Raw genomic sequence first — 25,728 nt, forward strand, 5'->3', positions numbered from 1 at the left:
ACGTTAATTTAATTTTTTTATTTTTTATAAAAGCTAATTACTCTCATTTCCTTAGATAACAAATTTAATTTTGCTTTGTTACTGTCTTTGATTTAGGATCAAATCAGTTTAAAACCAAGAACTAACAGCCTGTGTATAGATTATTAATTAGCGCCATATCCATTTTATTTTGTTTTTCTGTGTCGGCAGTTGAAGTAACTGATCTATATCAAGATATTTTAAAAGTGGATGACAAATCACGAGATACTCGATTAGCTGCGAGTCGTAAAGCTTTGCTTAATGTTTTAGTGAAAGTAAGCGGTGATGAAACTGCGGATCAAAATAAATTAGCGCAGCAACGTACTAAAGATATTTCTGATTATATGCTTAAGTTTGAATATGACGAGAGAGCAAATGGACAATTGAAACTCGTTGTTAAATTTGAAGCTCGAAAGATCAACGCGCTAATCAAAGAGTTAAACTTACCTTTATGGGGAGTACAACGTCCATTAGTCGCAATATGGTTAGGTATTGAAGACAATTGGCGCAGAGAATTAGTAACACAAGAAAGTTATCCGCAGTTAGAGCAGTTAATTTATGACAAAGCAGGGCGTCGTGGTTTACCTGTTGTTGTTCCATTACTTGATTTACAAGATCGACGTCTAGTAGGCATTCCTGAGGTGTGGGGTAACTTTTCAGAACCAGTAGAAGAGGCCTCTAGACGCTACAGTGCTGAGCGAAGTATTACAGCTAGAATGTATAAAGAAGCAGATAGCGAAAATTGGATTTTAGATTGGCGTTTTACTAATGATGATCAATTTGATTCAAATCGATTAACCGGTGATAAGCAGCAAATAGTTAGCCAGATGATTGACACCTTAGCACGAGGCCTTGCAAGCGAGTATGCAATTGATCCAAATGCTTATTATGAACAAGCAACTGCTACGCTCACGCTAAAAGGCACACAAAGTTTTGTTGATATAGAATTATCGAAACGAAGATTATTGAGCCTAAGTGTTGTTACGCAAGTCAAAATTGTTCGTAAAACACCGGAATTTGTTGAATTTAAACTAAACCATACTGGTAACTTGAGTGATCTTAAAAAAGGGTTAGGGCTAGACTCTTCATTTAAAGATTATGAGGATCCACGCGCATTTTATCATGTTGTTGATAAAAATAGCTTAGAGTATCAATGGGTAACACCATAATGCTAATGTCTGAGCCGATGCAAATGGCACTACCGGTTACTTTACCGGATGACGAAACCTTTGCATCATATTTTGGGGGAGAAGACTCTTTGGAGGTTAATCACCTAAAAGATAGCTTTTCCAAATTAGCAAAAACGTTTCAGTATACATACCTATGTGGTTTAGGTGATTCGGGCAAGTCTCACCTTTTGTATGCAACCTGCATAAAAGCACAAGAGCGTGGCTTATCTAATATGCTGCTGTCTATGCGCGAAGTAATTGACTTTGGACCTATGGTATTAGACGGTTTAGAAGCGCTTGATGTTCTATGTATTGATGACGTGCATTTAGTTGCAGGGAATGATGCGTGGGAAAAAGCACTATTTAACTTTTTTAACCGGTTTAACGAACCCGGTAAAATGTTAGTAGTAACTGCTGATTTACTTCCTAGCATGCTCAATATATCTCTGCCTGACTTAGAGTCTCGTCTAACGTGGGGAACAACCTTTCAAATTCGTTCTATGAGTGATGACGATAAAGCACAAGCGCTTGTTAAGCGCGCTCACATGCGCGGCCTTGAATTAAGTGATGAGTGTGCACGCTTTTTATTAACCCGTTTAAGCCGTGATATGCGAGCTTTATTAGATGTACTCGACAAATTAGATCATGCATCTATGGCTGCACAGCGAAAATTAACTATTCCTTTTATAAAATCAACGTTAAAGCTGTAGTAGGTCTAGAATCTAGACCCTGCTTTCAGTTATCATAAGCTATTATCAGAGCGTGTTTACCTTTCCTGATTGGAATTTGTTTAACTTAAGTGTGCTTTAATCGCGTCGTGAGGACATTAGCATAGTTTTTATATGTAAAACCCGAACAACAAAGAGAGTAGCCTTCAAGATAAACACTTCAAACAACACGTGTTTGGTCTTTATTTAGCGTTATTGCATGAGTTATGTAGAAACTACAGCCCAATGCCTAACCTTATTTATTTGCCAATCACACAGTTGAAAGCAATCTTGAAAGGCCAACACGCTCTTAAGCAATCACCTTCTGTGAAAGATCAGGTATCGAATGAACTTAGAAAACATATTAGCGCAAGCACTTGAGGCGGTAGCCAGTGCCAGTGAAATAGCGCAGTTAGAAGATATCAGGGTTAATTACCTTGGTAAAAAAGGCGAAATCACTAGCTTACTTAAAACGTTAGGTAAAATAGCACCTGAAGAACGTAAAGAAGCAGGCCAAGTTATAAACCAAGCTAAACAAGATGTGCAAGTTGCTATTAACGAAAAGCGTGAATTGCTTGCAAGTAAAGCACTTGAAGAAAAGCTAGCTGCTGAAACTATAGATGTAACTCTACCAGGGCGTGTTATGCCTACCGGCGGTTTACACCCAGTTACGCGCACTATTGAGCGTATAGAAAGCTTTTTTGGTGAGTTAGGTTTTGAAGTTAAATCTGGTCCAGAAATCGAAGACGATTTTCATAACTTCGATGCGCTAAATATCCCAGAGCACCACCCAGCACGTGCTGATCATGATACCTTTTATTTCAATCCTAAATTAGTACTACGCACACAAACCAGTGGCGTGCAAATTCGTACTATGGAAACTGAGCAGCCACCACTGCGCATTATTTCACCTGGACGTGTATACCGTAATGATTACGACCAAACACATACACCAATGTTCCACCAGGTTGAAGGTTTAATGGTTGATACCGATGTTAGCTTTACTGAGTTAAAAGGTATTTTGCATGATTTTTTACGTAACTTCTTTGAAGAAGATATGGAAATTCGTTTCCGTCCTTCATTCTTCCCATTTACAGAACCTTCAGCTGAAGTAGATGTTATGGGTAAAGACGGTAAGTGGTTAGAAGTACTAGGCTGCGGCATGGTACATCCAAATGTACTTAAGTCTGTGGGCATTGACCCAGAAAAATACACCGGCTTTGCCTTTGGCATGGGTGTAGAGCGTTTAACTATGTTGCGCTATGGCGTAAACGATTTGCGTGCATTTTTCGAAAATGACTTAAAATTCCTGAACCAGTTCCGTTAAGAGTGAAACAATAAAATGAAATTTAGTGAAAAGTGGTTAAGAGAGTGGGTTAATCCTGCTATTGATACGCAAGCTCTTTCGGAACAGCTTTCAATGGCTGGTCTAGAAGTTGATGGTGTTGAGCCTGCTGCTGCCAAATTTAATGGCGTAGTTGTTGGTGAAGTTGTTGAATGTGGACAACACCCTGATGCAGATAAACTGCGTGTTACCAAAATTAACGTAGGTGGCGATGAGCTACTTGATATCGTGTGTGGTGCACCAAATTGTCGTTTAGGTATTAAAGTTGCTGTTGCAACTGTGGGCGCTGTACTTCCTGGTGACTTTAAAATTAAAAAAGCCAAACTACGCGGCCAACCTTCAAACGGAATGCTATGTGCTTTTGTTGAGCTAGGTATTAGCGAAGAAGGCGACGGCATTATGGAATTGCCAAGCGATGCACCAGTAGGCACTGATTTACGTGACTATCTAGGTCTTGATGACAATATTATTGATGTTGACTTAACACCAAATCGTGGTGATTGTTTAGGCATTAAAGGCCTTGCTCGTGAAGTAGGTGTTTTAAATAGCATTGACGTAAATGTATTAGATATCCCAGCGGTTACGCCAACAATTGATGACAAAGTATCAATTGAGCTAGTTAATGAAGATGCATGTCCTCGTTACCTTGGCCGTGTGATAAAAGGCATTAACCTTGATGCTGAAACACCACTTTGGATGGTTGAAAAATTACGTCGTAGTGGCGTACGTTCAATCGATCCTGTAGTTGATGTTACTAACTATGTATTACTTGAACTTGGTCACCCAATGCACGCGTTTGATTTAAATGCGATTGAAGGTGGTATTAAAGTTCGTAGTGCAAACGCAGGCGAAGAACTTGTTTTATTAGACGGTAATACCGCTAAATTAAACGACACAACACTTGTGATAGCCGATCACAATAAAGCACTTGCAATTGCAGGTATTTTTGGTGGTGAGCAATCAGGTGTTACAGATAAAACATCTGATATATTACTTGAAAGCGCATTTTTTAATCCTGTTGCAATCGCAGGGCAAGCACGTAGCTACGGTTTGCACACTGATGCTTCACACCGTTATGAACGCGGTGTTGATTTTGCTCTACAACACGATGCAATGGAACGTGCAACAGCACTTCTTCTCGAGATTGTAGGTGGTCAAGCAGGCCCTGTAGTTGAAGCTGTTGCGGCTGATAAGCTACCAAAAGTGACTGAAGTACGTCTTCGTCGTGCACGTTTAGACCGTGTTATTGGTCATCATATTGAAGATGCTAAAGTAACAGATATTCTTACGCGTTTAGGTCTTGATGTTAAAGTAGAAAATGAAAGCTGGAGTGCGGACGTACCAAGCTACCGTTTTGATATTCGCATCGAAGAAGATTTAATTGAAGAAGTAGCACGTGTTTACGGTTACAACAGCATTCCAAATGTTGCACCAACTGCAAAACTTAAAATGACGACACATAACGAAGCAACTATTGCGCTTAGCAAGTTCCGCAATACGTTAGTGACTCGTGGTTACCAAGAAGCAATTACATACAGCTTTGTAGACCCTAAAGCACAAGCTATTTTACACCCAGAGTGTAAAGCAATGGTATTACCGCATCCTATTTCAATTGAAATGTCAGCAATGCGTGTAAGTTTAATGCCCGGTTTATTAGCGTCTGTAGCTTATAACCAAAATCGCCAACAGCCTCGTATTCGTTTATTCGAACATGGTCTTAAATTTATAAGCGACGAAAGTGCAGAAAACGGTGTTTACCAAGTGCCGGTTATTGGCGGTGTTATAACAGGCCTTGTAAATGGCGAGCATTGGGTTGAAGAAAAACGTAATGTTGATTTTTACGATTTAAAAGGTGATGTTGAAGCCTTACTTGCAATTACCAATGACATTACTCGCTTTGAAATTAAAGCCGAGCAGTCAGATGGACTTCACCCTGGTCAATCAGCAGTAATATATGTTGATGGTAAAAAGGTTGGTTTTTTTGGTGCTTTACATCCTCAAGCTCAAAAGTCGTTAGATATCAACAACGCAACTTTTGTTTTTGAAATTGAAATGTCAGCAATAGAAAAAAGAAATTTACCGCAAGCAGAAGGGGTGTCTAAATTCCCTTCAAATCGCCGCGACATCGCGATTTTAGTGGCAGACAGCGTTAAATCTGGCGACATTTTAAGCGTGATCGAAAAAGTTGGCGGAAATCAATTGGTTGACCTAAACTTATTCGATGTGTATAAGGGCAAAGGTATTGAGCCAAATTATAAGAGTTTGGCGATTGCTCTAACACTGCAAGCGGTTGATAGAACACTCGAAGAGAAAGATATCAATCTAGTAGTTGATAACGTGGTGGCCGAATTGGCCGAACAGTTTAATGCATCGTTGAGGGACTAGATATGGCGCTTACTAAAGCCGACATAGCTGAACACCTATTTGAAAAGCTCGGGATCAATAAAAAAGATGCCAAAGATTTAGTTGAAGCGTTTTTTGAAGAAATCCGCTCAGCGCTAGAAAAAGGCGAGCAGGTTAAGCTCTCTGGATTTGGTAACTTTGATCTTCGAGACAAAAAAGAAAGACCAGGCCGCAACCCGAAAACAGGCGAAGATATTCCTATTTCGGCACGTCGCGTGGTGACTTTTCGACCAGGTCAAAAGCTTAAAACCCGCGTAGAAGTGGGCACAAGCAAAGCAAAATAAAAAAAGGCAGCGTAAGCTGCCTTTTTATTTGCCTGAATAACCTAGTTATTAAATTATACCAACCTGCATAAATCTTTGATCAATTTAACGAATTAAATAGCACTATAACGTCGTTAAAATATTTTTATCTAGAACAACTAGATACAAAAGTTTTTGCCTAGTTCTAGCGTAATTTTCTTAACGTTAAATAGACCCCATACATAAGCAGATTGGTATTAGGTTATTTTTGCGATTATAAATTAAAACTCTCGAGGAGATACAAAATCACCTGCCATTATTTGCTGAAATGTTTGCTCTGCAAGTACATCTAGGCTATCTAAGCTTTTACCATTTGCGACTAATTTCTGCTCAATTTCAAATACATCAATATTTTCAATCCCCGACATTTTCGCTACTTTAGAAAATATATATGCGTGCTTAAACTTATCATGTTTATAAAAAAGACTAATAAGTGATGTATACACTTCCGGATTCGGTATGTTGTCTTTTTTATTGAGCTCTAGAGTTTTATAAAGTAAATCAATGGTTTTTTCATCATCAAATTTAATATAGTACGATGCTAAAAAAAATTGCATTTCGGCACTTTGTGTTACACTTTTATCATTTTCTATAGCCAATAATTTAGTCAACGCACTTTGGTTGTTATTTCGTGACCATTGGTAGTAGAGCAAACCTGGGTGGTTTGTATTTTGGGTATCTTGATATAACCGAGTCATTTCTTTAATACTCGTTAATTGACCATCAATACGTGACGTTTTTTTAGCTTTTAACTTAATATGTTCAATTTTAGCGGCCAAAGTTATGCATTGGTTATAAGATTCAAAGTCCTTGAGTAATTGGTATTTATTTTCATCAGTAGGGTCTTTGTATTCTATGTAGCGTTTGATAATTACATCAGAACGCTCATCCTTGCAGTGACTGTCTTTGTTTAAGTCGCTACAAAAGCCAGGTGTTTCTTTGCACACTTGTGCGAGTGTTAACGGCTCTTCACACCCTGCCAATGTTAGCAAACCCAATAGTACACTTGCTTTTTTAAGCATTCCTTAACCCCAAATGAATATTTACTTTGTTATTCTAACGCAATCATTTAACGCCTAACAGTAGAGAATAACTTCAGTTTAAATTAGAATAGCCCTGCCTGAAGTGCATTACTCTCAAAATATAGTGCATTTTTAAAGGCTATCCGTTCAAAATGATAAACTTAGGTAAATAAAATGACCTCATCTCACGAGTTAGAATACACAAATAGTTGGCAAGAGCGCCAAGATTACGCAGAAAGCATGCAACCAATCATTGGTAAGCTTTACCGTAATCGTGGTATCGAAATCGCTGTATATGGCCGTCCTCTCGTAAATGCCAGTACTATCGATATTATCAAATCTCACAAAACCGTTGCTCAGTTTGAAGGCACTAAATTACGTTTGCGCGAAAGCTTCCCATTTTTAGAAGCTATCAGCAAAATGGAATTAAACTCAGCACGTATTGATATTGGTAAGCTTGCATATAGCTATTTGTTCACTGAAGCCGCAAAAGGTCGTTCAGTAGAAGAGTTTGTAAAAGATGAACTTGCAGAAATAACAGACTCACCAGCGAAAGAGCCACGCGATGTAGTATTGTATGGTTTTGGTCGTATCGGTCGTTTATTAGCGCGCTTATTAATTGAAAAATCAGGTCCATATTCAGATTTACGTTTGCGCGCTATTGTTGTGCGTGGTGGTAAAGATGGGGATCTTGAAAAGCGTGCAAGCTTACTGCGTCGTGATTCAATTCACGGTCCATTCAATGGCTCAATCACGATTGATAAAGAACGCAATGCAATTAAAGCTAACGGTAGCTACATTCAAGTTATTTACGCTAACTCTCCTAGCGAAATTGATTACACTCAATACGGTATCGATAATGCTTTAATTGTTGATAACACAGGTATTTGGAAAGACGAAGCGGGCCTTGGCCAGCATCTAGAGTGTAAGGGCGCTGCAAAAGTATTATTAACAGCTCCTGCAAAGGGTAATATCAAAAACATCGTATATGGTGTTAATAACAAAGATATTTTACCTGAAGATAAAATTGTTTGTGCAGCAAGCTGTACAACCAATGCAATTACACCAACGCTTAAAGCACTAAACGATAAGTTTGGTATCAATAATGGCCATGTTGAAACTGTACACTCGTACACGAACGATCAAAACCTTATTGATAACTACCACAAAGCAGAGCGCCGTGGCCGTGCCGCAGCACTTAATATGGTAATTACTGAAACAGGTGCTGCAAAAGCGGTTTCAAAAGCATTACCAGAGCTTGAAGGCAAGTTAACAGGTAACGCAATCCGCGTACCTACACCTAATGTGTCGCTAGCTATTTTAAATCTTAACTTAGCAACAAGCACATCAGTTGAAGAGCTAAACGCATTTTTACGCGATACAGCACTTCATTCAGACTTACGTGATCAAATTGATTACACTGCATCAACGGAAATTGTATCTACCGATTTAGTAGGTAGCCGTTACGCAGGTGTTGTTGATTCACAAGCAACAATTGTTGAAGATAACCGTATTGTTTTATATGTATGGTACGACAATGAATTTGGTTACAGCTGCCAAGTAGTTCGTTGTATGCGCGATATGGCCGAAGTGTCATTCCCAAGCTTACCTCGCTAATTTATTTGCAGTGACTTAAAAGCCAGCATGTTGCTGGCTTTTTTGGTCGTGTATTATTTTTAAAGCGTATGCCTTGTGATAGGCTTTAATTAAGAAAGTGCACATTCGTTTTACTATTTATAAAATAATGTCAGTTCTGTGAATTAATAAGCAGATAAACTTATTCAACCTAAAGGTTTTTTCATGAAAATCAGCAGCAATTTCGACAGTGGTAATATCAAAGTTATTGAAGCCACCGATCCTTTAAATATTCAATTAGAAATTAATAAAGATCACCAGTCTGAATTTTATCAGTGGTTTCACTTTCGTCTTGAAACAACACCTTACCAATTGCATAAGTTAAATATTAATGAGCTTGATAAATCAGCTTACCCAGATGGTTGGGAAGGGTATCAAGCCGTTGCATCATATGACCGCCAAACATGGTTTCGTGTACCATCAAGCTATGAAAATGGCACATTAAGCTTTGAAATTGAACCAGAGTGCGGCAGCGTATATTTTGCTTACTTTGCACCATACAGTTACGACCGCCATTTAGATCTATTATCTTGGGCACAAAGCCAAGGCGCTTGCCAATTAATAACGCTTGGTGAAACACTCGATGGCCGCGATATGAGTGTGCTTAAAATTGGTGAGCCAAGTGAAGACAAGAAAGCCATTTGGATCACAGCACGTCAACACCCAGGTGAAACAATGGCGCAGTGGTATGTTGAAGGTCTACTGCACAAACTTCTTGATGACGAAGACCCACATGCAGCTGCGCTCTTATCAAAAGCAGTATTTTACGTTGTGCCTAATATGAATCCAGACGGCAGCGCACGTGGACACCTTCGTACTAACGCTAAAGGTGTTAACTTAAACCGTGAATGGCAAACACCAAGTATGGAAAACAGCCCTGAGGTTTACTTAGTGCTTAATAAAATGCGCGAAGCTGGCTTAGATATGCACTTAGACATACACGGCGATGAAGCTATCCCATATAACTTTGTGGCAGGCAGTGAAGGTATTCCAAGTTACGATGAACGCTTAAAAGGCTTAGAAGATAGCTTTAAAGCTGCGCTTTTAACTATTACACCAGAGTTTCAAGATGAGCATGGCTATCCAAAAGATGAGCCAGGTCAAGCTAACCTAACTGTAGGTTCATCAGCCACGGCTGAAGAATTTAAAGCATTAACGTACACAATTGAAATGCCATTTAAAGATAACAACGATTTACCTGATCCAGATTATGGCTGGTCAGACCGTCGTTCGTATCAATTTGGTCAAGATACGTTAGCGGCTATTGTTAATGTTGTTGATGATTTAAGATAAAACGCTTATCTAAAAGGGTATCAATAGTTTTGATACCCTTTTTGCTTTTAATAAAACCCTTTGTATAAAAAAATAATAATCATATAGCAGCTTTATTCTTAAAACGTTTTCAACGCTTCTTCGCTGCGTATCATCACCGTATCGGTACAAATCAATCTACTTTCATTTAAATACTACAGATGTAGTGCCTTTCGCCAAGTGTGTAATTATATATTTTGAAAATTAAGTGTTAACAAAGTTAGGTTACTTAAGTTAAGATTAATTAAATCATGAGTCGGGACGGGAGAGGTAAAACCTTATTTCGTAAAGCTTATGTAGCGTAGTAGCTAAAGCAGAGTCTCGTAATTAAAAATAATAAATATAACTATAGAGGATATCCATGGAAGCTTTTGTAAGTGCTGTTAATGATGTTGTTTGGAGTAATGCACTCATCTATTTATGCCTAGGCGCAGGCTTGTTTTATTCAGTATTAACTCGATTTGCTCAAGTTAGACATTTTAAAGAAATGTGTAAGTTATTATTTAGTCCTAACACGTCTGATAAAGGTATCTCATCTTTTCAAGCCCTTGCAGTATCGTTGTCTGGACGAGTAGGCGTTGGTAATATTGCTGGTGTTGCTGCCGCTATCGGCTTTGGTGGACCAGGCGCAATTTTTTGGATGTGGGTTGTTGCATTTTTAGGTGCAAGTACTGCATACGCAGAGTCTACTTTAGGCCAAATTTATAAAGCAGAAGAAGATGGGCAATACCGTGGTGGCCCAGCGTACTATTTTGACCGTTGTTTAGGGCAAAAGTGGCTAGCTGTTTTATTTGCTGTTTCAGCGATTATTGCCTGTGGTGTTTTTCTACCTGGCGTGCAAGCAAATGCAGTAGGTAATGCGTTTACCCAAGTGTTTGGCAGTGGCAACATGGTTACTACTAGCTTTGGTGACGTAGGTAGCTTTAAGTTAGTCGCTTTAGCAATCATCCTTATTGTTTTAGCGTTTATTATTTTTGGCGGTATAAAGCGTATTGCAAACTTTACGCAAGTTGTAGTGCCATTTATGGCGCTTGGTTACATAGTACTGGCATTAATCGTAGTATTTTTAAATTTAGATAAAGTAGCTGATATATTCTATTTAATTATTAGTGATGCATTTACTGCGCAGGCAGGTTTTGGTGCTGCTATTGGTTGGGGTGTTAAGCGTGGTATATATTCTAATGAAGCTGGCCAAGGTAGTGGGCCTCATGCTGCAGCTGCTGCAGAGGTTGATCACCCAGCTCAACAGGGTTTAGTACAAGCTTTTTCGGTTTATGTTGATACCATTTTTGTATGTACTGCAACAGCATTAATGATTTTAATAACGCAGCAATATAATGTTGTGGGTGATTTACCAGCAGGACAGTTTATTGTACAAAATGTAGATGCAGCCACTGAAGTAGGCTCAGCAGCCTTTACTCAAATGGCTTTATTTAGTGTATTTGGCAGCTTTGGACAAGCATTTGTCGGTATTGCATTATTCTTCTTTGCCTTTACCACAATACTTGCTTATTACTTCATTGCAGAGACAAATATTGCTTACTTAAATCGTTACTTTAAAGGCAATATCCCGCTTGTCCTTGTGAAATTTGTGATTATGTTCATGGTTGCATACGGTATGGTTAATAATTCAGGTTATATCTGGACTATTGGAGATATTGGTGTTGGCTTAATGGCTTGGATTAACATATTGGGTATTTTAGCTATTTTCTTTGTAGCTAAGCCAGCTTTGTTATGTTTGAGCGATTATGAGGATCAGAAGAAAAAAGGCGGAAAAATCACATTTGATCCAGTTAAATTAGGGATTAAAAACGCCTCGTTTTGGGAAAAGCGTCTAGAGAAACAGTCAAAAGACGCTGAGTAATTAAACTTAGTGGGCAACTTAGAAAATTATAGCCCCTAAATCAGTTGTTGGTTTGAATTCAAAAAAGACAACGAGAAATAAAACAAGTACAATAAAGGCGCCGAAAGGCGCTTTTTTTATGCGTAGTATGGAGAGAAGTATGGCGATTATTCGTTGCCCAAAATGTGCAAAATCAATTTCAGATAAACATAAGCAATGTCCGCATTGCAAAAGCAACATTGCAGAGCTAAACGACGAGCAAGTTTTACAACTTCAGCGCGAACAGCGAATTAAAAAAAAGCAGATGTTTATAAATCACTCCTTTTTGGCGCTTATCTTATTTTTAGGTGGTTTTTTCTGCTTGTACTTTTTACAACCGCAAGAAGAAACACTTCAGTGGTATGCTTACACTGCCGCGATAGGCATAGGCTGTATTTGGTACCTTGTAAATCGTATTATTTTAGTGACTCTAAAAAAGAAAAAATGACATGAACATCGACAATCTTGTACAAAATATTACTCCCGAATTATTCGAACGCTTACAATACGGTGCTTCTACTGGCAAGTGGCCAGACGGTACCGTTTTATCAGATGAACAAAAGCAACAAACAGTGCAGTTGGTTATGTTGTATCAAGCAAAGGTGGCTCAATCAAACGAGCAATTTACGATTGGTGCTAATGGTGAAATGATCCAAAAGACAAAAGCTCAACTACAAAAAGAATTTAAATCAGACAACGAAATAGCTAGGTTTAGTGAACATGATCTTTAAGCACCTTTTTACACCTAAGTGGAAACACCCAAAGCAACAAGTACGTCTTGATGCTATCGAAAAATTAGACATTGAACGTGATGCAACCATATTAAACACGTTAGCACTTGAAGATAGCTCAGCTGAAATTCGCCGTAAAGCGCTGCAAAAGGTAAATAATTTGCCGCTATGGTGGAAAGCGTATAAACAAGATCAAGCATTAAAAGATATAGCAGAGCTGCAAATATCTAATGCTGTTTTAAATAGCGAAAGTACACTAACAGCGCAAATCAAAAGTGAATACATAGAGCGTTTTGCACCTGTTAAAACACTCGAAAAGTTAGCATTTGCAGAAAAAGAACTGCAAGTACGCGTTAAATTATTAAAACGTTTAGCAAATCCAAAATTAGTAGAAAAAGCATTTAAGGAAGGTAGCGAAGAGCTACAAACTCAGTTAGTTGAACTTGTTATTACCCATCAATTAATTAAGCCATTAGTAAAACATGCAAAAGGTGATGCAAAAGCAGCACTTGAAACGCATATTGAAAATGAGCGTTTAGCAATTGAAATGCCACTTCAGGTTGAAAGTGCAACACGTGTTATTTTAGCTAAGTTAAATGCTTTACGTGAAAAAACAGATTTTGGTGTTGTAAATTCACAAGCCGGCGAATTAATGGCCCAGTGGCAAGCACTTGAGCTTAAATGGTTAAGTGATGAGCGTGTAAAACTGCTTGATGAAAAATACATTTCTATTACTACTAAGTTAGATGCACACATTGAACAGCTAAAAGCAGTACATGACAAAGAGCAGCAGCAATTAGCGCAACAACAGCGTCAATTATTAGCACTTGCAACACTTGAAGCTCTAGGTGAAGAAATTGAAAATGCCTTACAGCTTGGTCTTGAAACTCCAGAGCAAATTCAACAAGATTGGCTTGATGCAAAAGTAGCGCAAGCTAAGCAAGCTATTAGCGAAACAGAACTTGCTAATAATGCACAATCAAAACTCGCTGTAAGCAAGTTAGAAAAACTATTTACTCAAGTTGCTAAATTACCCGAGCTAACAACGGCTATTAAAGAGTACAAACTCGCTTTTGCAGCATTATGCGAAATTAAGCCAGCAGAAGATTTAGCACAATACGATGCAACTCTAACTGAATTTAATAATGGCTTTAAAGCAGCGCGTAATCATTTGAATATTTTAGATGGCGCACTGCAAAGTACCTTTAAAACACAGTTAAATGGGCATAAAAAGCAATTTTTAGCACCAATGAATGAGCTAGTTAAGCCACTTGAAAAAAACCAAAGCCAAGCAAAGCGCAAAGCTCGTGATGTTAAGCGCCTAATTGAAGAAGGTCGTTTTAATGTTGCTTTTGGCGTGTTTAAAGGCTTTGAAGAGTTATTTAATACACTTACTGAGCAATATCAGCAGCCACTTGTGAATATAAAAGCAGACCTTGAAGCGCAACTTGCAGATGCGAAAGATTGGCAAAAATACGCTGCAGCACCAAAGCGTAAAGCTTTATTAGAAGAAGTAAGTGCATTAGTAAGCGAAGAGTGTACAGACCCACAACAACGCGCAGAGCAAGTAAAAGCGCTACGTAAACGCTGGAATGAGTTAGGTCGTTTAGATACAGATGAAGAAAAGCAACAAGGCGTGCAGTTTGATGAACAAATCGAGTTGTTATTTGCGCCTTGCCGTAGTTACTTCGCAGAGCAAGAAGTGCAACGCGAAGCATCAAAAGCACAACGTGAAAATATTATTAACGACATGCATGCGCTCCATTTACAGCCAACTGCTGAGGATGACTTTGATTGGAAACAATATGAAAGCCAATACAATCGTTTAAATAAAGCGTGGCGTAGTGTGGGTAAAGTTGACCCTAAAACATACCGTACACTAAACGATCGTTATAAAAATGAGCAACAACAAGTACTGGCTTTATTAAACGCATTTCATAAAAGTAATGCAGCACTTAAAAATGAGTTAGTAGAAAAAGCGCAGCAATTATCACAAAGCGATGATTTAGCCGCTGCTTGCCAAGAGTTGAAGCAAATGCAGCAGCAATGGCAAACCATTGGCTTTGCTGGTTTAAAAGCTGAAAATGCGTTATGGCAAAAGTTTCGTCAGTATAACGATGAAACATTTACCAAGCGTAGTAGTGAGTTTGAGCAGCAAAAACTCGAGCAAAACGAGTCAGATAAGCAAGCAATTGCAGAACTTGCTGAGCTTGAAGCAGCACTTAGTGATGTTAATCAAAGAGCGCAGTTGCACGACCTCGAAACAAAAGTGAAAGAGTACACGCAATTTAGATCGTTAGCGCCAAAGGTTACTAAGCTACTAGCTGCTATTGAAGACAAGCTTGCATTGCTTACAAGTAAATCTGAGCAAGCTAATTTAGATGCATTAATTACTGCACTTGAAAACAATGAAGCGTTACCAAGTCAGTATCAAGCACCGCTTAAAACAACATTAAGTAAAGAGCAACTTATTACTCGCATGGAAATACTAGCGAACGTAAGTTCAACCGATAAGTCACTTAGAATGGCAGAACAAGTAGCCATGCTAGATGACAAACATCGTGGCGATCATGCTGATTTAAACTATTATTTAAAACAGTTATTAGCGCTCAGTGACGGTTCAGTTGAACCTGACACACTAACGCGACTTAAAGCGACACTTGCAGCTTAATAAAACCAGCATAATATGTGCTGGTTACTATTTTACTAAGCCGCTTTAATAGCGGCTTTTTTATGTATCACTAATTCATAAACAAAAGGGTTCTCATGAGAATTTTAGTTATTATTGCAGCGTTATTTTTAACTGCCTGTAATACCACGCAAGGCATATCAGTATATTCATTTACCAACTCTGAGGTTGAATCTGTACTGGGTAAGCAATTACCAAAGTTAAGTGAAAAAGTAAGCTTAATGGGTTTACCCGTTCAGTTTGATGTAAACGACTTAAGTGTCAACATTGGTCCTGATAACCGCGATGTTGTTGTGCTTGGTGCCGATTCGAGCGCTGAAATTAATGCATTCGCACTTAAATACCCTGTGCGTTTAAAGCTGCAAATTGAAGGTAGCCCATTTTACGACAGTGAGAAAAAAGCAGTGTTTTTACGTAATATTAAATTACTTGATTCGAGTGTAGATGCCGGCGGTTTTAAAGGTAATTTAGGTGCGCTTGATAGCCAAGCAATGGATGTTATTAATGCTTTTTTAGCGGTTAACCCAGTTTATACATTAAACATGGATGACCCTAAAATGATGCTACTTAGTAAACTTCCACTTGATATGAAAGTGGTTGAAGGCGCAATTAAGCTAGTACCTCGTCTATAAGTAGATCTACCTACTTACAATATACGTATTAATTAGCCTGACTTTCAGGCTAATTAGGTTTTAATATTATGGCGGCTCCTCGTACTGTCCCCACTTCTCGGCTTTCTCGATTTGCAAAATTAGGCTCACTTGCCACAGGTGTTGCTACCAACATGTTAGTTGATGGTGCTAAGAGCGCGCTAACAGGTAAAGGTTGGGATAATAAAAGCTTACTGCTACAACCTAAAAACATTGAAAAACTAGCCACACAGCTATCACATTTACGTGGCGCTGCAATGAAGCTCGGGCAATTGCTCTCAATGGATGCGGGTGATCTACTTAGTCCTGAATTAGCTCAGTTACTTGCTTTACTTCGCTCAGATGCCAACCCAATGCCTCATAAGCAGCTTGTTGAAGTGTTAAAAGAGCAATGGGGGGATGAGTGGCTAGCGCGTTTTTCTCATATTGAGTTAAGACCTTTTGCAGCGGCTTCTATAGGGCAAGTTCATTTAGCTTATAAAGAAAATGGCGATCAGCTTGCTGTTAAAATTCAATACCCTGGTATTGCAAAAAGTGTAGTAAGTGATGTCGATAACGTTATTTCTTTATTAACGATTTCTCGTTTATTGCCAAAAGATCTTAATATTAAACCACTTATTGGTGAGGCTAAGGCACAGTTATTAGCTGAGGCTGATTATAAACGTGAGGCTCAGTACTTAATACGTTATAAAAATGCATTAGCAACTAATCCCCACTTTAAAGTACCCAACGTATATCCAGAGCACAGCACACAACAAGTGCTAACTATGGAATATATAAAAGCAGAACCTATTGAGAGCATTACAGAGCTACCAGATAGTCAAAAAAGCTTTGTTGCAGAGCAACTTATTGATTTGTTTTTTAAAGAAATGTTTGAATTTAAATTAATTCAAACCGACCCTAACTTTGCCAACTTTCATTATCAGCTTGAGACCCAAAAAATTGTTTTATTTGATTTTGGTGCAACGCGAGAAATATCAACCGAGCTTAGCTTAGCGTACTTAGCCTTATTTAAAGCGGGTAGCGAAAACAACCGAGAAGGTGTACTTAAAGCGGCATCACACATAGGTTATTTTAAAAATGACTTAGTTGACGAGTATAAAAACAACGTCATTGATTTATTTTTAATGGCGTGCGAGCCGCTAAGAGCAGAAGGGGAATTTGATTTTAAAAATAGCGAACTCGCGCTCAAAATTAAAAATGCAGGGCTTGCCCTTAGTGCGCAATCTCAACAATGGCATACACCGCCCGTTGATGCGCTATTTATCCACCGAAAACTTGCAGGACTTTATTTAATAGCCGCAAGGCTAGGTGCAAAAATAGATGTAAAAACGTTATTTAAGCACTATTTATAGCGTTTTAACTTACGCGTAAGTGCACTTTAAGTAATGAGTGCACTTAGCGTATAAAATCGCCATAATGCTCGCGATATTTCGCGAGGTGTATTTTATGATAAAACAATTTTTAAACGATCCTAAATTATTGCTAAACGCAGTTGGTGAGGGCATATACGGTTTTGACCTATTGGGTAATGCGGTATTTGTTAATCCTGCCGCTGAGCGCATGACAGGTTGGTGCGCTGAGGAACTATTAGGTAAAAAAATACACCAATATCATCACCATACTCATGCTGATGGCACACCTTATCCCGCTGATGAATGCCAAATTTACTGCACCATGTTTGACGGAAAGCGTCGTGAAGTTAAAAATGAAGTTTTTTGGCGCAAAGACGGTAGCTCATTTGCAGTAGAATACACCTCAACACCGGTTTATCAAAATGATAAGTTAATTGGTGCTGTAGCGGTATTTCGCGATATATCACTGCAACAGCAAACACAAAATGCACTGCAAGAGGCACTTACTCAAGTAAAGCACTTAAGTGAGCAGCTAAAAGATGAAAACAACTACTTAATTGCAGAGCTCAACGAAGACTGGCAAGACTCAGGGCTAGTTGGACAAAGCCATATATTTCAAACCATGTTAGATCAAATAAAACTGGTAAGTGAAACCGACAGCACAGTGCTTATACTTGGCGAAAATGGCACGGGTAAAGAGTTGGTAGCCCGTAACTTGTATAGGCTGAGCAAACGTAGCGAACAGGCCTTTATAAAAGTTAATTGCGCTGCATTTACCCCGAGCTTGCTAGAGTCGGAATTGTTTGGCCATGAAAAGGGCGCGTTTACAGGTGCCAATGAACGTCGTAAAGGGCGCTTTGAACTTGCTGATAAAGGCACCTTGTTTTTAGATGAGATAGCAGAGCTTCCACTTGAGGCGCAAAGTAAATTACTGAGAGTCTTGCAAGAACAAGAGTTTGAACGTGTGGGTGGCAGTAATACGCTAAAAGTAAACATTAGAGTCATTGCAGCGACTAATCGCGACCTGTGGGAAATGGTACAAAAAGGCACGTTTAGAATTGATTTGTATTATCGGCTCAATGTATTTCCTATAAAAGTACCCGCCCTTAAAGATCGAAAAGAGGATATTCCTTATTTATGCGCTAATTTAATTGCGCAGATAAATAAACGGCTCGGGAAAAACTTAAAAGGGCTAAGTAAAAAAGCAATTACGCAGCTGCAGGCTTATGATTGGCCAGGTAATATTAGAGAGCTGCAAAATGTACTTGAACGCGAAGCTATTTTATCTAATCAAGCGGTACTTCAGCTAAGTCAGCCTTTGCAAGCGGGTGGTGAAGTTATTATTAATCCTTCACTTACGCTCGATGAAGCGCAAAAGCAGCATATAACCTCTGTTCTTGTGTTATCGCACTGGCAAATATCAGGTGATAAAGGAGCAGCAGTTAAATTGGGCTTACCTGAGAGTACACTACGCTCAAAAATGCGAAAGTTAGGGATCGCTAAAAATTCGTGATATATCGCGAAGTACGCTTTATATCGCGAGGTTGTTTTTTATTTTTTCAAAATAATTTCTTTAATATCAATTAAGTAGTTAAATTTTCAGTTTGGTCTGAAAGTTGCAAATACTTGCTTAATACCCGTCATTATGAAGCAAGTACTATGAAGTTTGATATTAAAGAAGAAGACATGATCATTAAGCCCTATAACACCGAAGGGCCAATTTATATCCGCGAGCAGAAAGGGTTTTTTCAGCGCATACGCCGTAATTTAGGCTGGCTGTTAATGCTAACTTTTATTGCAATACCGTGGATCCAATATAACGGTCAACAAGCTGTGCTGCTTGATGTGGCAACGCAAACCTTTACTATTTTCGGTTTAACACTCCTTCCTCAAGATTTTATGATTTTAGCCCTGCTATTCATGGTGGGGGCTTTTGCGTTATTTTTTGTAACCAACTGGCTTGGTCGGGTTTGGTGTGGATACACGTGCCCGCAAACAATATGGATGCTCATGTTTTCGTGGGTAGAGCAGCGCATTGAAGGCACGCGAAATCAGCGAATTAAATTAGATAAATCTCAGTGGACGCTAAGTACTTGGCGCAAAAAAATAACTAAGCACAGTGCGTGGATTGTTATTTCAGTTTTAACCGCCACCTCGTTTATGGCGTATTTTATTCCAGCAAAAAGTTTGTATATGGAAATGCTTACATTTGAATGGTCAGGTATTACGAGCTTTTGGGTGTTTTTATTCGCTTTTTGCACTTACGGTAATGCAGGGTTTTTACGCGAAAAAATGTGCACTATTGCTTGCCCTTATTCTCGTTTTCAGGCTGTTATGTTTGATAAAGATACGTTGCTTGTTACATATGATAACGAGCGAGGTGAAAGTCGTGGACCGCGTAAACGCAAAGCCGATCCAAAAGAGCTTAACTTAGGTGACTGTGTAGACTGTAACTTATGTGTAGAGGTTTGCCCGGCAGGTATAGACATTCGAAATGGCTTACAATATGAATGTATAAACTGTGGCTTATGTATTGATGCTTGCGACGATACTATGGAGAAATTTGGTTATCAAAAAGGCTTAATTAAATACGCCAGTGAAAAACAAATGGAAGGTAAAAAAACCAATCCATTTAGATTAAAACTAATAGGATACGGCGCATTAACGGCTTTGTTAATAATTTCTATGTTTGCATGGATGCTGCAACGTACACCAATAGAAGCCTCAGTACTACGCGATAGGAATGCGCTTTATAGAGTGAACTACGAGGGCCTGGTAGAAAACCCTTATACACTTACTATTATTAATAAAACGCAGCAAGCTCTGCATTACAGTATTGCCATAGAGGGCTTGCCAGAAGCAACACTCTCAAGTCCAAGTTCTACACTTATACAGCCAGGTGCAATGAAAAGAGTCCCCGTTACTGTAACAGCCGATGGTTACAATATTGCGCACAAAGTGAGTAAGTTACAATTTGTAGTAACAGCGCAAGAAGATGCCAGCATTACTATAACCAAAGACAGTCAATTTTATAAAAATTAGTACAGTATATAAGCTCTATATAAACAATGGCTTGAGCTTTACCTAGCTCAAGTCGTTGTTTAATTCATTTAAAATAAAATGCTTTGCCGATTCTAGGTTATCAAAAAGACAATCTTTGAAAGAAACGTCTCTTTTGGCGTTTTGCATTATTCGTTGCATTTGGCTTATAGCAATAGGTGATGTAAGCACAAACGCGCTAATTAAACAGTTATTCTGCTGCATGTTGTGGCTTATGGCTACCATTTCTTGCTCGGCCTGCGGGGTTGCAGCTACAACGTTTGATGAGTCACTTATATAACCCCATTTCTCGCCTTTAAATGATTGAATGGTTTCAAAAAGCGCTATTTTAAAATTACTTAAAAGCTCAAGTTCTAGGTTTCCGCTAAATTGTGCAATAACTATATTATTTTCAAGCGATAAATTAACGTGTCCGTTTTTATTTTTGTATTCCATTAATACCTCCTAAATTAGCTTTTTATCTAAATTTAGTTTAGCAGCCAAGAGGGTACAAGCGGCTGCAAACTTATTAAAGTGCTTTAATATAGTTAAGGGCGCTTTTAATAACCGCTACTTGCGCCAAAATACATTCTTCATCTGTGGCTGTTGGGCTATCAGGGTATACCTCTGTTGTGGTTACATAGGGTGCATCTGTAAAGCCCATACACAAACCTAAATCGCGTGCTGCGTAATTAATAACGCTAAATTGCTCTTGAGGGACGCCTATTAACTGGTTATTTTCATCACTCGGTGCAATGTGCGTGACCTTTGCTACATCTTCGATAATTACTTTTTGAAATTCAGGCTCAGGCTTATTGGTATCGGCCACTAAATAAAACCCATCAGGTATGTTCCAATTAGTGTTTGTTGTGCCTTCACGGGCAGCAAGTGCGGGTCTAAATTCACTGTTATCGCTGTCGGTTGTTTCGTGTAAATCAATATGAGCAACTAAGTCTACATCGAGTGATTTTACAAACGCCATAATAGCTGCTGACTCTTGTGCTGGGCTGCCTTCGTAAAATGAGCGGTTAGGATCAATAGCATCAGGGTTCCAGCGATTTATTGTTTCATATCCCCAAGGGCTAATGCAGGGCGCAACAACAATATTAAACTGCTCAGAGTGTTGCATAGCAGATGTTTTAGCAAATCTAAGTGCGCCATGTACGCCACTGGTTTCGTAGCCATGTACACCACCGGTGATTAAAACAGTTGGTTTATTGGCATTAAAGTTAGGCGTTTTTAATATATATAATGGGTAAGTACCAGCGGCGTAATTAAGCTCGCCGTATTGCTCTATATCTAAGGTGCTTTTAAGGTCATTAATTAGCGTTACGACTTCGTTTTGGTAACTGCGTTTAATGTTTTGGCGTGCTAACCACTGGGCTTTATCGTTGTTATTCCATTTTTTGCCTGGTGTGCCAATAGGGTATGTGCTGTTAGTCATAATAAACCTTTATATCAACTGTTATTTGTTCTCCTATAAATAAGGAGGGCAATTACAATTGGTAAAATTACTTAATAAAGGCGTAGCTTAACGCTGAGTAAATTAGCGTGCAAATTAAAACGTTAAAGTCATATTTTTAATAGCGCGTGATTGCTGGGCTTTAATATAACTTTGGTTTGCGAACTCACCCGAAATACTACCTACTCGTTCACGCTTTACACTAACGGTTAAACTACACGTTTTACTTTGATCTACTTGCGAGCTGCTAAACATATCTAAGCTTTGCAAATCTATTTCAAGGCGCGAAGTGCCAAGCGCAAAAAGCATTGATTGTAAAAGTGTTTCATTATTATTGTTAGTGCAGCTACTGCTAAGTTCTACTTGACTAGTACTATTGGGATCAGTGCCATCTAACTGAACTGTAAGGAGACTATTAATACTAAAAGTTTGGTTGTTACTCGGGGTTAAAATAATAAAATTTAAAGGTAGTTCCACACCTGAATTCGCATTTATGCCATCGTCTCGTTTAAATTTAATATCAAACTGTTGGTTATCGTCAGTGGCATTTATATACGCTTGGTAATCAACGTCTAAAAAGTCGGTATCTTTTGTAAGTACAATAGCAGTGTTATTAACAACAGCTTGTAATGAGTCGCTATCGCTTAAAACAATGTTTGAGCCATTAGCATCGCCCGCATTTAGTTCTGCGTTAACACGCGTGCGGTTACCGTCAGAAACCAGCTCAAAGCCTGCCCAAATTCCTTTTGTTTTTATTAAATTCGACTCTGTTTCTGATGTACATGCGCATAATAATAAAATTAAAGCAGTTGTGGTAATGCACTTTTTAAGCATGTTAGCTCCTTTTAACCACTGAATTAGCTATAAGTAATTGTTTAATTGCGGATATACCTAGTAAATATATTAAGTGTATTTGTGCATTGTTACACAACACGCTATTTGTAAATGTTTAAAATTGTTAATGGTTGTGAGTAAAATGCTAATATTAAGTTTTAAAAGTCAGCCTGCTAAGAGGTTGCTCGATAAATGACTACTATTTAGCGTTAAATGTAATATAAAAGAGTATGTTACAATCAAGTCAAAGCATATCTTCATATTGAGTATTATGGCGCAGTATATTGCTACTCCAAGTTGGCTAGGCCGTTTTTTTACCCGTATTAAACACGTAACTATTGAACAAGAGCGCCTTGTTGTGCATTTTAGAAGTGCTCCTTCGCGGACATTTTTAATTAAAGACTTTTATAATTACTCAATACTTAAAAATCGTTTATTTAGCGCCAAAATTAATTTGTGCGATAGTAGCAATACATCAATTAGCTTTTTAAACAAAGCGCAAGCTAAGTCTTTAAATACCGCCCTTAACACGCAATTTTCAGCCATGCTTGAGCAAAAAGTAAATAACGCCAAGGCTTTGCTAAAGCGTTATGCTTTAGATGAGTTTTTACGTGATAGTTCCATAAAAATACTTAATAACGAGGTATTTTTACTTGCTAAACAATACGCTCAAAGTACAAACACATGGCAACAACACTTATCGCCAAGCAGTATTAAATTTTTAAATATACTGAGCTCCACACCCAATACTCACGATGCAATCACACAGCTGCGCCATAAATATGAAAAAAAACAGCTAACTCTTAAAAATGACTTTTTTAATCAAGTAGAGTCAAATCCATTAACAACAGAGCAGCGCTTAGCGGTAATACGCGATAACGATAAAAACCTAGTATTAGCGGCAGCAGGCACAGGTAAAACATCTGTGATGGTAGCAAAATCGTTAGATTTAATAGCGTGTGATATTGCCAAGCCTGAGCAAATTTTGGTGCTGGCCTATAATAAAACAGCAGCAAATGAGCTTAAAGAGCGCTTTATTAAACGCGCCACGCATGCAAACTTGCATACCAAAGTACCCACTATTTTAACGTTTCATGCGCTTGGGCTTAAATTATTACAAAGTGCTAAAAAGCCAATCGAGTTGTCAAAATTTGCAACCGACCCAGTTCAATTAAATAGTTGGTTAACTGGGTGGGTAAGTAAAAAAATACAAACCGAGCCACAGTTTTTAAAAGCATTTGTAGATTTACTCCATGAGCCGATTGATATATTTAGCTTTAAAGATAATGCACAGTACGAGCGGTACGTACGCGATAACGAATACCGTAGCCTTGCGGGACATAAAGTAAAAAGTTATCAGGAAGTGCTTATTTCAAACTGGCTACATTTGAATTGCGTGGCGCACAGTTATGAGGTGAATTATCACTTTAATCAAGGCGCAGAGCTAAGTGGGCAATATCAACCAGACTTTTATATACCTCAATACGATATTTACTTAGAGCACTTTGGCATTGATAGGCAAGGGAATACTCGTGCCGATATAGATAAAAAACACTATAACGAGCAAATTGCATTTAAGCGTAAGTTACATAAAAAAAATGGCACCACTTTACTCGAGACCTTTCATTACAACTGGGTAGAAGGAAAGCTTGAGCAAACTCTCGCAAAGCAATTAAAGCAGCATAATGTTGAATTAGCACCTTTAAGTAGCGACGAAATATTTCATACTTTAAATAACTCAGGACAGTTGCAGCAAGGCATTGATAAGTACATAAAATGCTTACAAGCTATTCGTGTAGAGCAACTAAGTAATACGCAAATAGCGCAGCGCATCAAGCAAAGTGGTATTAAAAACTATCAACAATATGCAAACTTGTTAGTGCAAATTCATGACGCCTATATAAATGAACTAAGCACGCAAAATACCATTGATTTTGACGACATGATTATTCAAGCGACAAAGGCGATAGTAAGCGGAGATTTTAATGTTCCGTGGAGCCACATTTTAGTTGATGAGTTTCAAGATATATCAAGTGCGCGTATGGGCTTTTTAAATGCGATATTAAAATATGGTAACGGAATACGCTTTACTGCGGTAGGTGATGACTGGCAAGCAATTTATCGGTTCTCGGGTGGTAATTTAGCGCTTACTACACGCTTTAATGAATTAGTGGGCAGCCACTCACTTACTATGTTGCAAAAAACATTTAGATACAACAATAGCATTAGCGATGTAGCGGGGCGCTTTGTAATGCAAAACCCTGAGCAATATAAAAAGCAGATCAGCACACATACGCAAGTAACCACACCACAAGTTATTTTGTTAGACGATTTATACCAAGGCACTAAATCGATAGAAATAAAAGTACAGCAGAGCATAAGCACTATTCAAAAAAATGATGCATCAGCGAGCATTGCCATACTTAGTCGATACCGATACATGTTAAATAGCGTGCAGCAGCATTTAAAAGATAAAAAGCATACAAACCCTCTTTATTTTTGGACATTGCATAGCGCTAAGGGGCTTGAAGCCGATTACTGTATTATTATTGGTTTTGAACAAGGTAAATTAGGGTTTCCTAGCGATAATCAAAATAACGTGCTGGTGGAGTCGTTATTACCAGAGCAAGATGAATTCACTCACTCAGAAGAAAGGCGTTTGCTTTATGTAGGTATTACGCGCGCAAAACATAAAGCGTATTTAATTGCAGACCCTTATGCATGCTCAGCGTTTGTAAAAGAACTAGTAAATGACGATTATCCTATTCAAATCGGCTCCACGTTGTTTAACAAGTCGCAACTAAAGCAAAGAGAGTGTAATACGTGCAGCGACGGATTAATTGTGCCAAAAACGGGTCAGTATGGTGATTATTATAGCTGTACTAATACGCAGATTTGCGAAACTAAACTACGAGTGTGTAAAAGCTGTAGTAGCCCATCGGTTGATAAAAGCACGTATTCACAATGTGTGAATACAGAGTGTAAAACGCAGCATCCAATTTGTGAAAAGTGTGGTCGCGAAATGCGTAAACGTAAATCTAAGCACGGTGAATTTTTAGGATGCAGTGGTTTCGCGCTTAAAGAGGATAACTGTAAAAACACTCGAAAAATGAATGTTTAACGGCTAACGAGCAGGTTTACACCTGTCTATTTTATAGAACAATGTAAATAGAA

The 25,728-nt window shown here is 38.4% G+C and carries 20 protein-coding genes; 16 read left to right on the forward strand and 4 right to left on the reverse strand.

The features are described from left to right. Nucleotides 1-131 precede the first annotated feature (131 nt). The 5 genes from JG479_RS05905 (at nucleotide 132) to ihfA (ending at nucleotide 5,926) form a co-directional block, all read left to right on the forward strand. Nucleotides 132-1,187: a DUF2066 domain-containing protein gene (locus tag JG479_RS05905; RefSeq protein ID WP_200220116.1), complete on the forward strand. Its 1,056-nt coding sequence runs from the start codon at nucleotides 132-134 to the stop codon at nucleotides 1,185-1,187. Then, nucleotides 1,187-1,897 carry a DnaA regulatory inactivator Hda gene (gene hda, locus JG479_RS05910; protein ID WP_002960693.1) on the forward strand — a complete coding sequence of 237 codons (711 nt, stop codon included), beginning with the start codon at nucleotides 1,187-1,189 and terminating at the stop codon, nucleotides 1,895-1,897. The genes JG479_RS05905 and hda overlap by 1 nt, the downstream gene beginning before the upstream one ends. 343 nt (nucleotides 1,898-2,240) lie before the next feature. Beyond that, a complete protein-coding gene (pheS, locus tag JG479_RS05915; protein WP_039486289.1) occupies nucleotides 2,241-3,221 on the forward strand; it encodes a phenylalanine--tRNA ligase subunit alpha in 981 nt (326 codons plus the stop codon). A 15-nt stretch (nucleotides 3,222-3,236) separates the two neighbouring features. Continuing rightward, a complete protein-coding gene (pheT, locus tag JG479_RS05920) occupies nucleotides 3,237-5,624 on the forward strand; it encodes a phenylalanine--tRNA ligase subunit beta (RefSeq protein WP_002960691.1) in 2,388 nt (795 codons plus the stop codon). Between the two features lie 2 nt (nucleotides 5,625-5,626). Continuing rightward, on the forward strand, nucleotides 5,627-5,926 hold the full coding sequence (gene ihfA / locus JG479_RS05925) for an integration host factor subunit alpha (RefSeq protein ID WP_002960690.1): 300 nt from the start codon (nucleotides 5,627-5,629) through the stop codon (nucleotides 5,924-5,926). 239 nt (nucleotides 5,927-6,165) lie between these two features. Here ihfA and JG479_RS05930 read toward each other — a convergent pair whose 3' ends face one another. After that, on the reverse strand, nucleotides 6,166-6,966 hold the full coding sequence (locus JG479_RS05930) for a DUF2989 domain-containing protein (protein WP_193226254.1): 801 nt from the start codon (nucleotides 6,964-6,966) through the stop codon (nucleotides 6,166-6,168). A gap of 174 nt (nucleotides 6,967-7,140) precedes the next feature. Between JG479_RS05930 and JG479_RS05935 the strand changes: the two genes are divergently transcribed. The 10 genes from JG479_RS05935 (at nucleotide 7,141) to ccoG (ending at nucleotide 20,261) form a co-directional block, all read left to right on the forward strand. Continuing rightward, nucleotides 7,141-8,583 (forward strand): glyceraldehyde-3-phosphate dehydrogenase, encoded by a 1,443-nt coding sequence (locus JG479_RS05935; RefSeq protein ID WP_002960684.1) that lies wholly within the window; start codon nucleotides 7,141-7,143, stop codon nucleotides 8,581-8,583. Between the two features lie 183 nt (nucleotides 8,584-8,766). Beyond that, nucleotides 8,767-9,894: a M14 family metallopeptidase gene (locus JG479_RS05940; protein WP_200220117.1), complete on the forward strand. Its 1,128-nt coding sequence runs from the start codon at nucleotides 8,767-8,769 to the stop codon at nucleotides 9,892-9,894. Nucleotides 9,895-10,273: 379 nt separating this feature from the next. Continuing rightward, a complete protein-coding gene (locus tag JG479_RS05945) occupies nucleotides 10,274-11,776 on the forward strand; it encodes an alanine/glycine:cation symporter family protein (protein WP_200220118.1) in 1,503 nt (500 codons plus the stop codon). Nucleotides 11,777-11,915: 139 nt separating this feature from the next. Beyond that, nucleotides 11,916-12,242 carry a hypothetical protein gene (locus tag JG479_RS05950; protein ID WP_200220119.1) on the forward strand — a complete coding sequence of 109 codons (327 nt, stop codon included), beginning with the start codon at nucleotides 11,916-11,918 and terminating at the stop codon, nucleotides 12,240-12,242. Nucleotide 12,243: 1 nt separating this feature from the next. Next, nucleotides 12,244-12,525, forward strand: coding sequence for a YeaC family protein (locus tag JG479_RS05955; protein ID WP_007378333.1), 282 nt, complete (start codon nucleotides 12,244-12,246; stop codon nucleotides 12,523-12,525). After that, nucleotides 12,515-15,196 (forward strand): DUF349 domain-containing protein, encoded by a 2,682-nt coding sequence (locus JG479_RS05960; RefSeq protein WP_200220120.1) that lies wholly within the window; start codon nucleotides 12,515-12,517, stop codon nucleotides 15,194-15,196. Before JG479_RS05955 ends, JG479_RS05960 begins: the two co-directional genes overlap by 11 nt. Nucleotides 15,197-15,291: 95 nt before the next feature. Then, a complete protein-coding gene (locus JG479_RS05965) occupies nucleotides 15,292-15,846 on the forward strand; it encodes a DUF1439 domain-containing protein (protein WP_002960677.1) in 555 nt (184 codons plus the stop codon). Nucleotides 15,847-15,914: 68 nt separating this feature from the next. Beyond that, entirely contained in the window at nucleotides 15,915-17,219 is a 1,305-nt protein-coding gene (locus JG479_RS05970) for an ABC1 kinase family protein (RefSeq protein WP_200220121.1), read from the forward strand. Nucleotides 17,220-17,313: 94 nt separating this feature from the next. After that, a complete protein-coding gene (locus JG479_RS05975; RefSeq protein ID WP_200220122.1) occupies nucleotides 17,314-18,732 on the forward strand; it encodes a sigma-54 interaction domain-containing protein in 1,419 nt (472 codons plus the stop codon). A 146-nt stretch (nucleotides 18,733-18,878) separates the two neighbouring features. Then, on the forward strand, nucleotides 18,879-20,261 hold the full coding sequence (ccoG, locus tag JG479_RS05980; RefSeq protein WP_138488826.1) for a cytochrome c oxidase accessory protein CcoG: 1,383 nt from the start codon (nucleotides 18,879-18,881) through the stop codon (nucleotides 20,259-20,261). A 42-nt stretch (nucleotides 20,262-20,303) separates the two neighbouring features. On the opposite strand, the gene JG479_RS05985 is transcribed toward ccoG, so the two are convergent. From JG479_RS05985 to JG479_RS05995, 3 genes are all read right to left on the reverse strand, one after another. Next, nucleotides 20,304-20,714 (reverse strand): hypothetical protein, encoded by a 411-nt coding sequence (locus tag JG479_RS05985; RefSeq protein WP_039490155.1) that lies wholly within the window; start codon nucleotides 20,712-20,714, stop codon nucleotides 20,304-20,306. Nucleotides 20,715-20,787: 73 nt separating this feature from the next. Continuing rightward, entirely contained in the window at nucleotides 20,788-21,702 is a 915-nt protein-coding gene (locus tag JG479_RS05990; RefSeq protein ID WP_200220123.1) for a M14 family metallopeptidase, read from the reverse strand. Between the two features lie 114 nt (nucleotides 21,703-21,816). Beyond that, entirely contained in the window at nucleotides 21,817-22,554 is a 738-nt protein-coding gene (locus tag JG479_RS05995; protein ID WP_200220124.1) for a hypothetical protein, read from the reverse strand. 271 nt (nucleotides 22,555-22,825) lie between these two features. On the opposite strand from JG479_RS05995, the gene JG479_RS06000 reads away from it, so the two are divergent. Further along, a complete protein-coding gene (locus tag JG479_RS06000; RefSeq protein WP_200220125.1) occupies nucleotides 22,826-25,675 on the forward strand; it encodes a UvrD-helicase domain-containing protein in 2,850 nt (949 codons plus the stop codon). Nucleotides 25,676-25,728 lie beyond the last annotated feature (53 nt).

The organism is Pseudoalteromonas sp. LC2018020214 (assembly GCF_016598755.1).
GTDB classification, from domain to species: Bacteria; Pseudomonadota; Gammaproteobacteria; order Enterobacterales; family Alteromonadaceae; genus Pseudoalteromonas; species Pseudoalteromonas distincta.

Coding starts and splice junctions, on each gene's coding strand:
- JG479_RS05970 (WP_200220121.1), top strand. CDS start 15,915: ATGGCGGCTCCTCGTACTGTCCCCACTTCTCGGCTTTCTCGATTTGCA.
- JG479_RS05995 (WP_200220124.1), bottom strand. CDS start 22,554: ATGCTTAAAAAGTGCATTACCACAACTGCTTTAATTTTATTATTATGC.
- pheT (WP_002960691.1), top strand. CDS start 3,237: ATGAAATTTAGTGAAAAGTGGTTAAGAGAGTGGGTTAATCCTGCTATT.
- JG479_RS05975 (WP_200220122.1), top strand. CDS start 17,314: ATGATAAAACAATTTTTAAACGATCCTAAATTATTGCTAAACGCAGTT.
- ihfA (WP_002960690.1), top strand. CDS start 5,627: ATGGCGCTTACTAAAGCCGACATAGCTGAACACCTATTTGAAAAGCTC.
- ccoG (WP_138488826.1), top strand. CDS start 18,879: ATGAAGTTTGATATTAAAGAAGAAGACATGATCATTAAGCCCTATAAC.
- JG479_RS05965 (WP_002960677.1), top strand. CDS start 15,292: ATGAGAATTTTAGTTATTATTGCAGCGTTATTTTTAACTGCCTGTAAT.
- JG479_RS05935 (WP_002960684.1), top strand. CDS start 7,141: ATGACCTCATCTCACGAGTTAGAATACACAAATAGTTGGCAAGAGCGC.
- pheS (WP_039486289.1), top strand. CDS start 2,241: ATGAACTTAGAAAACATATTAGCGCAAGCACTTGAGGCGGTAGCCAGT.
- JG479_RS05945 (WP_200220118.1), top strand. CDS start 10,274: ATGGAAGCTTTTGTAAGTGCTGTTAATGATGTTGTTTGGAGTAATGCA.
- JG479_RS05985 (WP_039490155.1), bottom strand. CDS start 20,714: ATGGAATACAAAAATAAAAACGGACACGTTAATTTATCGCTTGAAAAT.
- hda (WP_002960693.1), top strand. CDS start 1,187: ATGCTAATGTCTGAGCCGATGCAAATGGCACTACCGGTTACTTTACCG.
- JG479_RS05960 (WP_200220120.1), top strand. CDS start 12,515: ATGATCTTTAAGCACCTTTTTACACCTAAGTGGAAACACCCAAAGCAA.
- JG479_RS06000 (WP_200220125.1), top strand. CDS start 22,826: ATGGCGCAGTATATTGCTACTCCAAGTTGGCTAGGCCGTTTTTTTACC.
- JG479_RS05940 (WP_200220117.1), top strand. CDS start 8,767: ATGAAAATCAGCAGCAATTTCGACAGTGGTAATATCAAAGTTATTGAA.
- JG479_RS05990 (WP_200220123.1), bottom strand. CDS start 21,702: ATGACTAACAGCACATACCCTATTGGCACACCAGGCAAAAAATGGAAT.
- JG479_RS05950 (WP_200220119.1), top strand. CDS start 11,916: ATGGCGATTATTCGTTGCCCAAAATGTGCAAAATCAATTTCAGATAAA.
- JG479_RS05955 (WP_007378333.1), top strand. CDS start 12,244: ATGAACATCGACAATCTTGTACAAAATATTACTCCCGAATTATTCGAA.
- JG479_RS05930 (WP_193226254.1), bottom strand. CDS start 6,966: ATGCTTAAAAAAGCAAGTGTACTATTGGGTTTGCTAACATTGGCAGGG.